We start from the raw sequence: 14351 nt of genomic DNA on the forward strand, positions 1-14351 counted from the left end.
AGGATTTTAGAAAGTGAGGCGCAAATGGGTCAGCGCATTGATGTTAAGCATTTGAACATTTACTATGGTGATTTTCTAGCAGTAGAAGACGTTAACATAAGCATTGAGCCAAACAAGGTTACGGCTTTTATTGGGCCTTCGGGATGTGGAAAATCAACGGTTTTGCGCACTTTAGACCGCATGCACGAGATTACTCCAGGCGCTCGCGTGGAAGGTCAGGTGTTGCTTGAAGGCCGTGATTTGTATGGCAAAGATGTGGATCCTGTGGCAGTTCGCCGAGATGTTGGAATGGTGTTTCAGCGTCCAAATCCTTTCCCAACAATGTCTATTCGAGAAAACGTTCTTGCAGGAGTTCGCTTAAATAATCGCCATATTTCAAAGCAAGATGCCGACGACCTAGTTGAGTGGGCTTTGCGCGGCGCGAATTTGTGGAACGAAGTTAAAGATAGACTAGATAAGCCAGGAATCGGGCTTTCTGGCGGCCAGCAGCAACGACTTTGTATTGCGCGAGCTGTGGCTGTGCATCCGCAAGTGCTTCTTATGGACGAGCCTTGTTCTGCTCTTGACCCGATTTCTACTCTTGCTGTAGAAGATTTGATTAACGAGCTTAAGCGCGATTACACGATTGTGATTGTAACGCACAACATGCAGCAGGCAGCGCGCGTTGCCGACTACACTGCGTTCTTTAACCTTAAGGCGGTTGGAAAACCAGGGCATCTTGAGTATTTTGCAGATACTACCACCATGTTCAACAATCCGCGCAATACGGAGGCGGAACGCTACATTTCTGGCCGCTTTGGGTGATTTTTGCATTCGTGCGATTCGCTACACGTTTTCTTTGCATGGTTCTTTACATGATTTTCTTTGGTCAGCACGTGCGCGTAAGGTCGAACCTGTTCGGTTGTTCAAAGTTCTATAAGTCGTTTCAAATTTCGTGAGTTTTCTAGCGTGTTTATTCGGCTTTTGCTTTGTGCGTCGAGCGAGTCGCAGTAACCTCTGCGTGAATGCCCAAATGTAATTGCGTCCGCGATTGCTCAAGTGCTCTCGCCGCGCTTTTTATGGTCTTTTGCGCTGTAAAACCAAGGAACAGAGAGTTTATGGAAAAGTTCTTCCATCTCAAAGAAAACGGCACGAATGTATCAACGGAGATCACTGCAGGTCTCACTACATTCTTTGCAATGTCGTATATTATCGTCGTAAACCCAATGATTTTAAGCCAAACTGGCATGCCTAAGGGTGGCGTTTTCCTCGCTACAATCATCGCAGCAATTATTGGCACGCTTGTTATGGGCTTGTTTGCCAATGTGCCTTACGCTCAAGCTGCTGGCATGGGTCTTAACGCATTCTTCACATACACAGTTTGCTTTGGCTTGCATTTTACGTGGCAAGAAGCCATGTGTATGGTGTTCTTGTGCGGTTTAATTAACATTATTATTACCGTTACTAAGATTCGTAAGATGATTATTCGCGCCATCCCAACTTCGTTGCAACACGCGATTGGTGGTGGCATTGGTTTATTCGTTGCATACGTAGGCATTATGAGCGTTGGCTTAATAACCTTTACTTCCAAGGATCCTGCTGCCGCTGCTAAGAGTAAGCCAACCGCTGCTATTCCAGGTCTTGCAGTTATTAACAATCCTGTTTTGTGGCTATTCCTTATTGGACTTGTTTTGGCTATTGTTCTTACTGTTCTTAAGGTTCGCGCAAGCTTGCTTATTACGATTATTGCAACCTCTTTGATTGGTATTCCGCTTAGCTTGACTTCGTTAAATAACGCTGTTTCTGTTACAGATGCTTTTGCTCAGCTTCCAACCACCTTTGGTGCTATTTTTGGTCCGCAAGGTTTCCCTGCTCTCTTCTCTAATCCAGCACGCATTCCGCTTGTTTTGGTAACTATTTTCGCCTTCTCTATGTCGGATACTTTCGACACTCTTGGCACGTTTATTGGTACTGGCCGCAGAACTGGCATTTTCTCTGAGGCAGATGAGAAGGCTTTGGAAAACGGATCTGGCTTTAGCTCCAAGATGGATCGCGCGCTGTTTGCTGATTCGATTGCAACTTCGGTTGGCGCAATTTGCGGTACTTCTAACACCACTACTTACGTTGAGTCTGCTGCTGGTATTGGTGCTGGTGGTCGCACTGGTTTGACTTCTGTAGTTGTTTCTGTGTGCTTTGCACTTTCGATTGTGCTTGCGCCTTTGGCTAGCGCTGTTCCTGCTGCTGCTACGGCTGGCGTGCTTGTAGTTGTAGGTTGCATGATGGCAAGCTCGTTGAAGGAGATTGCTTGGGATGATATTTCTGAAGCTATTCCTGCGTTCTTCGCCGCTGTGTTTATGGCGTTCTCTTACTCGATTTCTTACGGCATCGCCGCTGGATTTATCATGTATTGCTTAGTTATGACTTGCAAGAAGCGTGCTAAAGACGTTCATCCAATGCTTTGGATTGTTTCGCTTTTGTTCATTCTTGATTTTGTTGCTAACGCAGTTTTGTAAATCTGTTAGTTTGTATTAGTTAAGTTAGATATTAGTTAGATATTAGTTAGATATTAATTTAATTAATTATTTTAAGAGCGTATTTGGTGCGTACGGTTGCTTTCGACTTTTCCGCGTTAGTTTGGGATAAGTCGCCAGCAACCGCGCGTGTTGAGTACGCTCTTAAATAATCTTAAATAAAAATAAATTATAAAGTTTGCGAAAAATATTGACATTGTCGCGTGTGGGTATTAAACTTGCCCAACGTAAACCACAGACCGTTGGTGGAGTCGTAAGATTCCTGAAAATGATGTGTCATGCCAGCACAGGTTGAGCAGTGATTGTTGCAATTTATTTGCGATTTTTCACAAACTTTTTAACACTATGTGTTTTTTGGATGCTCTGCCGTGCGCAGGGCTTTTTTGATATGTTATTTCCATTCCGACGGCCAATTTAGGAAGGAACGCCATGAAGAGGCCCGAAAAGGAAGCGGTAGTTGCAGAGCTTACGGATTTGTTCCGTAACGCCGACGCTGTCTACCTTACCGAGTACCGCGGGCTTACAGTTCCGCAGATTTCTTCTCTGCGCGAAAAGCTAGGCCGCGATACTTCCTACTCTGTGGCTAAGAACACGCTTGCTCGCATTGCCGCTAAGGAAGCGGGCATTGAAGGTCTTGATGAGCTTCTTGCTGGCCCAACTGCAATCACCTTTGTAAAGGGCGATTTCATTGAGGCTGCTAAGACCTTGCGTGATTTTGCCAAAGAGAATAAGACCCTCGTCATCAAGGGCGGTTTCGCAGATGGAACCGTTTACGATGCCGAAGGCGCCAAGCAGCTGGCAGACCTCAAGTCTCGCCCAGAATTGCTTTCCGAGATGGCTGGCGCGCTCAAGGGCACCATGTCCAAGGCCGCCTACTTGTTCAACGCTTTGCCAACCAAGGCAGTGCGTACTATCGACGCTTTGCGCGAGAAGCAGGAAAAGGCCGCTTGATTCCCTTGCAGCTTGCTGCATGAGACCAAAAATAATAAAAATGTTATGGCTCTAAGGCACAAGGTGTGTCTGGCCAAGTAAGAAAGGAAGCCATTATGGCTAAGCTCACTAGCGAAGAGCTTCTTGAAGCTTTCGGTGAAATGACCCTCGTCGAGCTTTCTGAGTTCGTCAAGGCCTTTGAAGAGAAGTTCGATGTTGAGGCTGCTGCTCCTGTAGCTGCTGTTGCTGCTGCTCCAGCCGCTGCCGCTGGCGCTGCTGAGGAAGAGAAGGACGAGTTTGACGTTGTCCTCGCTTCTGCAGGTGCTCAGAAGGTTGCCGTCATCAAGGCTGTTAAGGCTTTGACTGGCCTCGGCTTGAAGGAAGCTAAGGACATTGTTGACAATGCTCCAAAGCCAGTCCTCGAGAAGGCTAAGAAGGAAGATGCCGACAAGGCTAAGGCTGCTCTCGAAGAAGCCGGCGCAACTGTTGAACTTAAGTAGTTCTAGGCTCTTTTGTTAACGCAGGCGGCTGGTTGCTGGTGCAATTTGCTAGTGCATTAGTCGCGGATGCGTTTTGAATGCGGCAAGGTTTTCGTGGTTTTACGGATTCCTTGCCGTTTTTGCTTTTGTTTCCAAAATCGTCGCGGCAAAGTGGCATAATAGGAAAGCTTGTGACTGGAGGAGTAATCCGCTAGCACAGCACAGCAATATAAGTTGCGGGAGGATCCTTAAAACGGCTTAAAATCAACGTTTTAGGGCGCCGAATGAACCGCTTCAAAAGAAAGAAGAACCATATTATGGCTCCAAAAAAGAAAGTCTCTGCGCTTATTAAGCTCGAGATTCAGGCTGGTAAAGCAAATCCAGCCCCACCACTGGGTCCTGCTTTAGGCTCCCACGGCGTAAACATCATGGACTTCTGCAAGGCCTATAACGACCAGACGAAGGACAAGATGGGTCAGATCGTCCCAGTAGAGATTACTGTTTACGAAGATCGTTCCTTTACATTTATTCTTAAGACTCCACCAGCTGCTGCTTTGTTGCTTAAGGCTGCTGGCATTCCTAAGGGCACCGAGAACCCATTGACCCACAAGGTTGGCTCTGTGACTAAGGCTCAGGTGCGCGAAATCGCCGAAATCAAGATGCCAGATCTTTCTGCACGAGATGTTGAAGCTGGTATGAAGATTATCGCGGGCACTGCTCGCTCGATGGGTATTACCGTTACCGACTGAAAGTGAGTGGAAAAAATGGTGAAGCGTTCTAAGAAGTATCGTGAAGCGGCTGAGAAGATTGACCGCAACAACCTTTACACCCCAGCTGAGGCTATTGCTTTGCTTAAGAGCATGCCAAAGCACGCTTTCGACGAGTCTGCTGAGGCTGTTATGCGCCTTAATGTGGATCCTCGCAAGGCGGATCAGTTGGTTCGTGGCGTTGTGAACTTGCCTAATGGCACTGGTAAAACCGCTAAGGTTTTGGTGTTTGCTCGTGGTCCAAAGGCTACTGAGGCTCAAGAAGCTGGCGCAGACATCGTTGGTGATGACGAGCTTATCGAGAAGGTTGCCGGTGGCTTCCTTGACTTTGATGCCGTTGTTGCAACCCCAGACATGATGGGCAAGGTTGGTCGCCTTGGTCGTGTGCTTGGTCCTCGTAGCTTGATGCCAAATCCTAAGACTGGCACCGTTACAATGGATGTTGCAAAGGCTGTTGCCGATATTAAGGGTGGTAAGATTGAGTTCCGCGTTGATCGTCAGGGCAATCTTTCCTTCCTCTTTGGCAAGCTTTCCTTCGACGAGAAGGCTCTTGAAGAGAACTTCAAGGCTGTTGCCGATGAGATTCGCCGCTTGAAGCCTACTACCATCAAGGGTCGTTACATTACTAAGGTAACGATTACCTCTACGATGGCTCCTGGTGTTCCAGTGGATATTGCAAGCATTGCTGCGTGATTTTAGCCAAGCATAGCTGAGTAATTTTATTAGCGCTGAAAATAGTGTGTTCTTTTATAGAATGCGTTGTTTTCGGCGCTTTTTGCTTTAGCGCGCAGAATCGCGGATGCGCCCAATCGTAATAGCAGTTTGTAAAACGTATGCTTCTCTAGGGTCGGTGGCGTCCCAGCCTGTTGTTTGTGCAACTTTGCGCAGTCGATATCGTATTGTGTTTGGGTGCACATTAAGGTTGTGTGAAGTTTGGTCTAGTGCGCCGCCAAATCGCAAGAAAGCGTCGACTGTTTGCAAAGTCGGGTCGTCTGGGTTGTATGGTGCCAAGCTCTGATACACCTTAGTATATAAGGTTTCTACGGCAGTTTCGTCGCCTATAAGCGCGCGCTCTGGCAGCACGTCGTCGCAGCGTATTATTTGTGGCAAATGTGTTACAGATGGCGCAACAGCAAGCGCTGCTAGAGTTGCTGTGATTTCTTCGCATATTTCTTGTGCGCCGACTGCAATTTCGCTTATGCAAATTGGCTTACCTGATTTTGTAAATACTTCGCAAAGTTTGTTTAGCGCGTCTTGGCTTGGGTTTTCTTTTAAAGCTAGTATGATTATGTGTGACGGGGCGGGAAATTCATCGTTTTCTTTTGCTTGAGGTTTTGCGGCTATTTTCCATGTTTTTGTTCTAGATGTAATTGCGTCTTTTTGAACGCGGTCTACTATCGCATCGTATGCTCCACATGCGCCAAGTTGCGTCCATATGGTTCGTCGTAAAGTGTCTGTGTTGTTCTGCGGCGCGTGAGTTGTTGTTTTTCGTGTTGGACTGTCTTCGTTTATATCGAGTGTTTCGTATGTACCAGCTATTGCTAGGAGCCGCGTATTTTCTTGCCATTGTAAGAGGTGCATTAGTGCGCTTACGCGGCTGTCTGCAATGCCATTCATCAGGCACGCTCCAATTATTGTGTGTAGTCGCAGGCGTGTTGCTGAGTCGAAGATTTTTCCGTCTCGATTGTCAAATATTCCACTTGTGTCTTCGTTTTTTGGCGCGCATGGCAGTGGCGTAAATTGTGGTGTTGTGCTAGTAGCTTTTTCTGTAGTTTCGTTTGATTGTTTTCTGCGCCATAAAAGATGATGTTTTTTATGTGTTTCTGTTTGGTTTTGGTCTTGAGCTTCTTCGGCTTTTTCATCGCTGGTTGCTTGCGATTTTTCCTTAGCTTCGTTTGAGTTCCTATTATAAATATTGTTTCCGTTTGGCAATATTCCTGTAAGAATTGTTAGAAAATCAACATCTTCTGTGATGTTGCTAGTAGTACTATAGTCTACGTCATAAAGCTTGCTGGTTGTGTCAGCAGTAGAGTCGCCAGCAACCGCGCTATCGTAAAGTTCGTTGTTCATTTGTCACCTCCAATCGTTTCTATATTTAATTTTGGCAACTGTGGCAACTGTGAAGTATTTTCTATTTTTGTATTTGACGTTATATCTATAATATTATCTCTGCCAAGCAATTTAGACTCTCTTAAAAATGTTAGAGCCGTAAAGAAGAATACGAACGTAATAGGGAGCATATGTCGTTCAAAATTGTTTGCAGGAGCCAGCACCATTACTCCCATTAACAGCGCAAGAGGAATATGCAAAACGAGTGTTTTCCAACGTTTAAGAACGATTTCTGCAACTCCGATAAGCAGTGTGCCAACAACATACAGGTTTCCGTGAATCAGCCAACCTAAAATCGGCGTATTACTCCACGATTCAACAGTATTTGAAACACCTGCACGCCATTCCGGTAGCCAGTAGCGTATCCACTCTGAGTTTTTTATGTTGTCAGTATTTATGTAGTATTCTGGTCCAACATAAGGGATGTCTAGAATGTCAAAATAACCGTAGGATTTGGCTAAGAATGCGTCCGTTGCAACAATTGGACTGTGTTTAACCATAAGCCACCATGCGTAGTTAAACTTTTTCATGTCGTCTTTTGTAATGTAACGCCAACGGTAGCTCACTTTTTTAGACTGTAAGCCAGAAGATTTTACAGGATCTGCGTCTTGAGGTGTGTATGCTTCAGCGGTTTGGTTGAGATTAAAAATTGGCGCAATTTCTCGTGCTGCTTTATGAGGTATACTTTTTGGATCTAGTTTTGCGATTCTGGCTATTTGCTGAAGTTGTACTCCGCGGCTTTCAATAGGATCTCCATTTATTATGGCTCCGCTAGATATGGCTATTATTATGGCTCCGTGTATAAGAATTGTTGGGAGCAGAATGCATAAAACCCATATTTTCCAACGTTTTATGCTGTAAAACATTAGAAGTACAAATTGAATTACAAGAATATACCACGCATATTTTGCTGCGATTAGCATAATGCATACGCTTATTATCAGTTCAAGAATCGTATGTTTGCGTGAAATTTTTGTGTTTTGTATTGTGCAGTGTAGTTCGTAAGATATCCCAAACCACCATACGAATGCAAATGCGAATAATGGTGATTTTGTTAGTGCGATTGTTGAAAAAACTACAAGTGGACTGAATAAAAATATGATTATTACGGCTGCGCGGAAGAAGATTGGTGTTGGCAAAGCAGCTTGCGTTCCGCTTGTTTTAGATTTAGCCCACGGTGTGTTTAAGAATCGGTTCGCTGTGGCGGCACAACACCATGCTGCAAGAATGAATTGCATAATTGCAAGTAGTATGATTCCAGCATCGTTTGATTCGGTAAAATACCGCGATACTGCTGCTACGGCACCGTAAATTAATGTTAAAACAATGTTGTGTTGGTCGCTTAAATACGTAGGTTTTGCTGGCCAAAGATAGTGTGCTGTTGGGTAGATGTCTGCTGGAACAAAGCTAAAGAATCCAATGTATGGTTGTTTTATGCCAGTTATTTGGTTCCATGTCCAGCTGTATTCTCGGATTTGTGAGCAAATATCGGCTCCATAAGCTGCTAGAAGTGTTATTGGTGCCCACAGCCAGCCGATAATCAGTGTTAGGAAAATGTTTCGTTTTCTACAAGTTGAATGGTAAAAACACCATTTTAGAGTACGTTTTATTGAAAAAATTATCTTAGGCTTTTTAGCGGCGATGCTTCTAAATGGGTGAAAAAGTGGTTTTGTGATTTTGTAAGTTGTGATTTTTAGTATTTTTAGTATTTTGTCGTTTTTGTTATTTTTCCCAAAATGAATGATGGATCTTAAAATAGCGTAATAAACGCAGAATACTGCTGCAAAAATAAGTGCGTTAACCCAATTAAAATCGGTTAAAGATCCCTGATTGCGGTAAATCACGCCTAAGCTTGTGCAAAGAGCGAGCCATATGCAAGTAAATAGTATTAGTGCTTGAGTCGCAAGCTGACTTACGAGATTAAATATTGATGTTTTTGTCAAGCTTGTTTTTGATGTGCTTGTTTTTGGATCGATTTTCATTTCAGATTTCGTATCTGGTTTTATATCGTTTTTAGTATCTGGTTTTGCATTGCAAGTATCAGTAGGTTCTGCGACTGTTTTTGCGCTCGCATAGTCATTTTTAATGAATTTCATAGTGACCCACTGATTTTTAATCCTATAAATAATGTGTGTAAAGTACTTGTGTAAATTATACCTGTTGCACAATCTTTTTAAATTATATTAAAATTTCTATAATTTCTGTATGAGTAATTTTTTTGAACGCACTAAAAATGTTGCAGACGGTTTTGTTTATTTTGACGTTATTGATTCAACACAGAATTATGCACGCAAAATTCTCGCTGATGGGTGTACTGATGATTGCAACAATATCTGTTTTATAAAAAGACAAGACGAATTGCCTGCGATTTATGTTGTTGCTGCTTGCCATCAGACAGCTGGCAAAGGAAGATTGTGTAGAAAATGGGTTAGTAAGCCATTCGAAAGTTTACTAGCTTCTTTTGCCACGATTTTGCCAAGTAGCATTGTTAAGAATCCAAGTTACAATGGTTGGCTGCCTATAATTGCTGGTCTTGCTGCGCGAGATTCGATTATTGGCGCGCTAAAAGAGTTTGGCTCTGCGCAGATTGAAAATGGGGAATTGCCAGATTATAGCAAAATCAGTCTTAAATGGCCTAATGATATTTTTATTGGTGACTGTAAAGAAGGTGGAGTTTTAACGGAGATTGTTTTGACTCCAAAAACGGTTGCTGGCGATATTGCCGATTCTAATATTGGAGTTATTTTCGGGATTGGTTTAAATCTTTTTATGGATAAGCAGTCACTTCCAATCGAGGAAGCAACTTCGCTTAAAATGCATTACGATAATCTGCCAGATTTTGCTGAGCTTGGGGATAATATAGCCGCGCGATTGGTGGAAAATCTTAGGATTAGGTTGGGGAAGTTTGTAAAGAATACGAATGAATACTCTTTGGATCTGCTTAAAGAAGCGAGCGAAGCATGTTGGACGTTGGGGCGCAAGGTGATTGTTCGCGCGCCGAATGATGACGGTTTGGGGATTGATGCTGGAGTTGACGATTCTAATCACGCTGATGCTTATGATGTTGGTGCAAAAAGTTTTACTAGTGTAGAAGGAGTTGCTCAAAATCTTATGCGTGATGCTTCTATTCAAGTGCGTAAGGATTCTGGGCAGATAATAACTGTTCGTACTGGTGATGTTTGTGCTGTGCGAATCTAGGTGCATTCGCGCGCTTAGACTGCGCGAAGGACATTTGCGCTTTTTGTAGTTTGACACGCCGTGAATCAGCTACAAACTCGGGAAAACTTTCCGCATTTTGTTGTTGATTTTGTGGTTTTAAGCAACATTTTCGGGAAAATCTTCCCGACTTTGTAGTTCGACACGCCATTTTGAGCAACATTCTCGGGAAAATGATTTTGCGTTTGTTTTCAAAATTGCCAAATACGTAAACAATCTCGGGATAAGAGATAGGCAGAGTGAAGAGTGGTGGGATGTCGGCGTGTTGCGTGTGTGGGTTGTGTGGAATGTTGATTTTTCAATGGTTTTATAGTGTTAGTGTTCTTGTCTGAGTAGTTTCCTGAGAAAAGTCTGGGAAAATTCTTTAAAAACCTTGAAATAATGTATTTTTACGGTTTTATTAGTGTTAATCCGCAAATATTATGGTGAAAATAGTTTTTATTGTGGATTAGTTTGTGTGTAACATTATTTTTTTCTGTTTGTTTTGTGTGGTTGCCTCTTGACTTTTTTAAACGGGGGGGGGGTATGTTAATAACAGCTGCTAGCTAGATGCTCTAGATGGTGGTTATCCACAATGTTTCGGAAATGTTGTTGGATGTTTAAAATTTCTCTTCGCGTGTTTTACGTGGAGGAGAAGAAGAAAGGAAATTAAAATGATGAATAAGAAGGCTATCGCCGCTTTCGCTGCTGGCGCAACTTTGCTTGCTGGCTTCGCAATGGCAACCCCAGCATTCGCTGCTGATGGCGGTGCAAATACTCAGTCTCAGGAAGTTAAGAAGTCTAAGGCTGATTTGAAGAAAGAATTAGATACCGCTCGTGCTAATTATGAGGCAGCTGTTGCAGCTGAGAAGGCTGCTGATGAAGCTGCCACTAAGGCTGCTGCTGCTTTGCAGACTGTTGGTGCTAAGCCAGCTGATGCTAATGATGGTAGCGTGAAGATTGAAGAGGATAATGGTCATCTTAAGGTAACTACTACCGATGCCGCAAAGGTAAAGGAAAAAGAAGCTGCTGAAAAGTATGTAAATGCTTACAACGCTGATGTTGATGCTAAGGCTGCTAAGACTGCTGCTGAGCAGGATAAGAATGTTAAGGCTACTGCTTATCTTGCTGCCGAGCAGGCTTATGCTAAGGCTCCAGAACCAAAGGCTGCTCCATCTGATGATCAGAAGAAGGCTGAGGCTGTTGAGGCTGTTAAGACTGCTAAGTTGCATCTTGATGATGCTTTTGCTGCTTATACTAAGGATTATGCTGAGTATGAGAAGGCTAAGGCTACTTTGGCTGGTAAGGTAGCTGCTCAGGAAGCTGCTCAGAAGGCTTTGAAGGCTGCTCAGGATGCTTTGGAAGCTTACAAGGTTTCTGCTAAGAATGATTCTGCTTTGGCTCAGCGTCTTACTGATGCTGTAGCTCGTGCTCAGGCTAAGGTTGATTTTGCTGTTGCTGAGACTGCTAAGGCTACTAAGGATTATGATGAGGCTAAGGCTAAGGCTGTTGCTTCTACTGCTAAGTATAATGCTGCTTTGACTAAGTACAAGGCTGCTTATAATGATGCAGTTCGTTTGGGAGTGAACCCTGCTGTTCTTCCTGCTGTTGTGACTTCTGATCCTTTGGCTCCTAATTTTGAGGATGTTCCAGGTGCTGCTAAGGCTATGAATGATGCTGCTAGTGGCAAGCTTGGTAAGGCTGCTCAGCAGGAGGCTGGTAAGGCTGCTGCTGGTAAGGCTGCTGCTAAGGGTGAGCTTGCTGCTAAGGGTGGTCATGGTAAGTCTGGCGAGAAGCTTGGTAATGCTGGTGTTGGTGTTGCTTTGACTGCTTTGGCTGCTTCTATGCTTGCTGGTATGGGTGCTGCTGTTCGCAAGATGCGTCACTAAGCATTATTTACCACCTTATTTAGGGTTTGCGCTCAACGACTGGTGTGGTGTTTTGTAGGGAAGCATCACACTGGTTTATTCCCGATTCTCTTTGGTTTTATTGTTTTAACATTGGTTTGCTATTGTTTTTCTTTTCTTCCCAGTGTTGATTCGTTTGGCTTGTTGGGTTTTGGGTGTTGAGTGTTGTTGCTTTCGGTTTTGTTTGCTACTAGGGGCTTTCAAAACCGGAAGCATTTTTTTGTTTTTGTTTATTCTCGCTCGTGTTTGTGCGTGTTTTGTAGTCAGATTTGGTGTTTTGGTAAACAAACGCGGGAATAGGCTCTTATGTTTTGACCTTGATAGCTTATTTTGCACTTCTACTAATAAGCGCATTTCTTTTATGACTTAGTTTTTGATTCTCATTTATGTTGTCTATTATTGATGAAGATATTGTATCGTCTTCCTCATCCTCTATTCCCGTCATTTCTCTGATTATTTGGACATAATTTGTTTCACTAACATCATGATTTCCAACGATTTTTCCTTGTCTTAGTACAACTATCCTAGTTGCCACTGCAAATACGTCTGGAAGATTATGGCATACCAATATAATTGTGCGACCCTGTGATCGTAGGCGTTTCATATAAGATAGGGTTTCAGCTGTTTGTGTTAAAGATAATGAAGCTGTAGGTTCGTCTAATAGTATGAGTTTTGGATCCGATAGTAGCATTCGTGCCAATGCGACAGTTTGACGTTGTCCACTTGATAGTAATCGTATTGGAGTATGTATTCTTATGGCACATGTTAGTTCTTGTAATGCCTTTCGGGCTTCACACGCCATTGCATCTTTATTGAGTGTATGACATGATTTATTTCGCATCTCTTTGCCTAAGAATAGATTTGATGTAACGTCCAAATTATCGCAAAATTCTTGTCCTTGAAAAACTGTTGCTATTCCAAGATCATTTGCTTCTCGTATGGAGTGCAAATTCACTTCTTTATCTTCAAAGATCATTCTTCCTTTTGTTGGTTGGATCAAACCAGATATTGTTTTAATAAGAGTGGATTTTCCGACGCCATTGTCTCCAACAATTGCCACTATTTCTTTGCTATAAATATCGAGTGTTATTGATTTAAGCGCTTCGGTAAAGCCAAAGTTTACGCTAATATCTTTTAGCTGTAGGAGTGGATTTTGTCCGTACATTACGTCTCCTTGTTGATATTGCTAATCATATTGCAATCGATATTACAACCTATTTCTATAGGTGTTGAGATGTTTTGTGATGTATTTTTTCTGCAGCATCAATTCCTTCTAGTGCTGCTCCTAGTGCAGAACAATTAGTAAGATTTGATGCAACCACAACTTGTATAGGAGTTAAAACATCAGGGAATAGTAAGCGGTGCAATGACTCTCTAAAAGCATCGACGAAAACTGATCCACTTTGCACTAGGAGTCCTCCTATAACTACAATTTCAGGGTCTACTGATGTGCATAGTTCTGCTGCTACTGTTCCTATTCGTATTGCAGTATCAGCTATGATACGTCTGCATCCTGGGTCTCCTTCATTTGCTAAACGTACAAGATCTTCTACAGTTAGATCTCCATGGGTAACTCTTAATAACGATGTGATTCGTTCTTCATTTATAAAAGTATTAAGGCATCCACGGTTTCCGCATGCGCAAATGCTTCCGAGTGGATCAACTTGAATATGCCCTATTTCGCCTGCCATTCCAGTTACGCCGCGCCATATTTTCCCATCTGCCATTATGGAGGCACCAGCTCCGTCATCGGTATTTATGTATATGAAATCTGTGGTTTTTGTAACAGATCCTGCTCTTGATTCCCATACTGCGCAACAGTTTGCATCGTTATCTCAAGTAACTGGAATATTAAAAATTGATTGTAAATACGAAATAATGTCGAAATTGTTCCAATGTGGCATAATGCCAGGTATTGCTATTGTTTTTGTACGTTTATCTATTGGTGCTGTTATAGATACGCCTATTGCTATTAGTTCTTTTGCAGATGCGTTTATGTTGGATAAAGTTTCATTTATGAGTAATGTTGCTCGCTCGAGAGTTACATCTGGAATATGTTGTTTTGGTAATAGTAATGTTCGTTCCGCGATTATGTTAAGTTCGTAGTCAATAAAAATTAGATCTAGAGAGTGTCTACTAATTTTTAGTCCTGCGCTTATTCCTTTTCTACGAGCTAAAGCTACGAGTGTTGCTCTTCTTCCGTTATGTATTGTGTTTTCTGTGTACAACCGCCCTTCTTTTACAAGTTGTCTTACAAGAGTTGATACGGTTGCAGTTGATAATCCTGTCGCTTCAGCAAGCTCTATTTGCGTAATTGCACCAAATCTGCGTATGTAAGAAAGTAATGCAGATCGATTAGCTTCTCGCAATGAAGTTTGGGATCCGAATAAATGCGACATAATATAAGCATATCTGTATTTTAAAGAATTGTCATTCGTTGATTTGATACTTTTG

General features: G+C 42.9%; 11 protein-coding genes and 1 pseudogene. 8 read left to right on the plus strand and 4 right to left on the minus strand.

Features of this window, described 5'->3' with window-relative positions; genetic code table 11:
* The first annotated feature begins 24 nt into the window (after window positions 1-24).
* From pstB to rplA, 6 genes are all read left to right on the plus strand, one after another.
* Window positions 25-804 carry a phosphate ABC transporter ATP-binding protein PstB gene (gene pstB, locus GAVG_RS01085; RefSeq protein WP_004111995.1) on the plus strand — a complete coding sequence of 260 codons (780 nt, stop codon included), beginning with the start codon at window positions 25-27 and terminating at the stop codon, window positions 802-804.
* A 293-nt stretch (window positions 805-1097) separates the two neighbouring features.
* Entirely contained in the window at window positions 1098-2492 is a 1395-nt protein-coding gene (locus GAVG_RS01090; protein WP_004118365.1) for an NCS2 family permease, read from the plus strand.
* Between the two features lie 447 nt (window positions 2493-2939).
* Window positions 2940-3461 (plus strand): 50S ribosomal protein L10, encoded by a 522-nt coding sequence (gene rplJ / locus GAVG_RS01095; protein WP_004112001.1) that lies wholly within the window; start codon window positions 2940-2942, stop codon window positions 3459-3461.
* A gap of 95 nt (window positions 3462-3556) precedes the next feature.
* Window positions 3557-3940, plus strand: a complete 384-nt coding sequence (gene rplL / locus GAVG_RS01100; RefSeq protein ID WP_004112006.1) for a 50S ribosomal protein L7/L12 — start codon at window positions 3557-3559, stop codon at window positions 3938-3940.
* Between the two features lie 296 nt (window positions 3941-4236).
* On the plus strand, window positions 4237-4668 hold the full coding sequence (rplK, locus tag GAVG_RS01105; protein ID WP_004112010.1) for a 50S ribosomal protein L11: 432 nt from the start codon (window positions 4237-4239) through the stop codon (window positions 4666-4668).
* 15 nt (window positions 4669-4683) lie between these two features.
* Complete coding sequence (gene rplA, locus GAVG_RS01110) at window positions 4684-5379, plus strand: 50S ribosomal protein L1 (protein ID WP_004112012.1); 696 nt, start codon at window positions 4684-4686, stop codon at window positions 5377-5379.
* Between the two features lie 87 nt (window positions 5380-5466).
* Here rplA and GAVG_RS07245 read toward each other — a convergent pair whose 3' ends face one another.
* Together GAVG_RS07245 and GAVG_RS01120 are read right to left on the minus strand one after the other, a co-directional pair.
* Entirely contained in the window at window positions 5467-6756 is a 1290-nt protein-coding gene (locus tag GAVG_RS07245; RefSeq protein ID WP_009993943.1) for a helix-turn-helix domain-containing protein, read from the minus strand.
* Window positions 6753-8891, minus strand: a complete 2139-nt coding sequence (locus tag GAVG_RS01120; protein ID WP_029600566.1) for a DUF6020 family protein — start codon at window positions 8889-8891, stop codon at window positions 6753-6755. Before GAVG_RS01120 ends, GAVG_RS07245 begins: the two co-directional genes overlap by 4 nt.
* A 109-nt stretch (window positions 8892-9000) precedes the next feature.
* Between GAVG_RS01120 and GAVG_RS01125 the strand changes: the two genes are divergently transcribed.
* Window positions 9001-9993, plus strand: a complete 993-nt coding sequence (locus tag GAVG_RS01125; protein WP_009993942.1) for a biotin--[acetyl-CoA-carboxylase] ligase — start codon at window positions 9001-9003, stop codon at window positions 9991-9993.
* Window positions 9994-10664: 671 nt separating this feature from the next.
* Window positions 10665-11879, plus strand: a complete 1215-nt coding sequence (locus tag GAVG_RS01130; protein WP_009993941.1) for a hypothetical protein — start codon at window positions 10665-10667, stop codon at window positions 11877-11879.
* A 343-nt stretch (window positions 11880-12222) separates the two neighbouring features.
* Here GAVG_RS01130 and GAVG_RS01135 read toward each other — a convergent pair whose 3' ends face one another.
* Complete coding sequence (locus GAVG_RS01135; RefSeq protein ID WP_004112032.1) at window positions 12223-13062, minus strand: ATP-binding cassette domain-containing protein; 840 nt, start codon at window positions 13060-13062, stop codon at window positions 12223-12225.
* A gap of 55 nt (window positions 13063-13117) precedes the next feature.
* Window positions 13118-14296, minus strand: a pseudogene (locus GAVG_RS01140) (ROK family protein).
* Window positions 14297-14351: the final 55 nt, after the last annotated feature.

It is taken from the genome of Gardnerella vaginalis ATCC 14018 = JCM 11026 (assembly GCF_001042655.1).
Lineage (GTDB): Bacteria > Actinomycetota > Actinomycetes > Actinomycetales > Bifidobacteriaceae > Bifidobacterium > Bifidobacterium vaginale.

What these genes read in the sequence shown, in the direction of transcription:
- pstB (WP_004111995.1), top strand. Translation starts at nt 25, where the DNA reads ATGGGTCAGCGCATTGATGTTAAGCATTTGAACATTTACTATGGTGAT.
- GAVG_RS01090 (WP_004118365.1), top strand. Translation starts at nt 1,098, where the DNA reads ATGGAAAAGTTCTTCCATCTCAAAGAAAACGGCACGAATGTATCAACG.
- rplJ (WP_004112001.1), top strand. Translation starts at nt 2,940, where the DNA reads ATGAAGAGGCCCGAAAAGGAAGCGGTAGTTGCAGAGCTTACGGATTTG.
- rplL (WP_004112006.1), top strand. Translation starts at nt 3,557, where the DNA reads ATGGCTAAGCTCACTAGCGAAGAGCTTCTTGAAGCTTTCGGTGAAATG.
- rplK (WP_004112010.1), top strand. Translation starts at nt 4,237, where the DNA reads ATGGCTCCAAAAAAGAAAGTCTCTGCGCTTATTAAGCTCGAGATTCAG.
- rplA (WP_004112012.1), top strand. Translation starts at nt 4,684, where the DNA reads ATGGTGAAGCGTTCTAAGAAGTATCGTGAAGCGGCTGAGAAGATTGAC.
- GAVG_RS07245 (WP_009993943.1), bottom strand. Translation starts at nt 6,756, where the DNA reads ATGAACAACGAACTTTACGATAGCGCGGTTGCTGGCGACTCTACTGCT.
- GAVG_RS01120 (WP_029600566.1), bottom strand. Translation starts at nt 8,891, where the DNA reads ATGAAATTCATTAAAAATGACTATGCGAGCGCAAAAACAGTCGCAGAA.
- GAVG_RS01125 (WP_009993942.1), top strand. Translation starts at nt 9,001, where the DNA reads ATGAGTAATTTTTTTGAACGCACTAAAAATGTTGCAGACGGTTTTGTT.
- GAVG_RS01130 (WP_009993941.1), top strand. Translation starts at nt 10,665, where the DNA reads ATGATGAATAAGAAGGCTATCGCCGCTTTCGCTGCTGGCGCAACTTTG.
- GAVG_RS01135 (WP_004112032.1), bottom strand. Translation starts at nt 13,062, where the DNA reads ATGTACGGACAAAATCCACTCCTACAGCTAAAAGATATTAGCGTAAAC.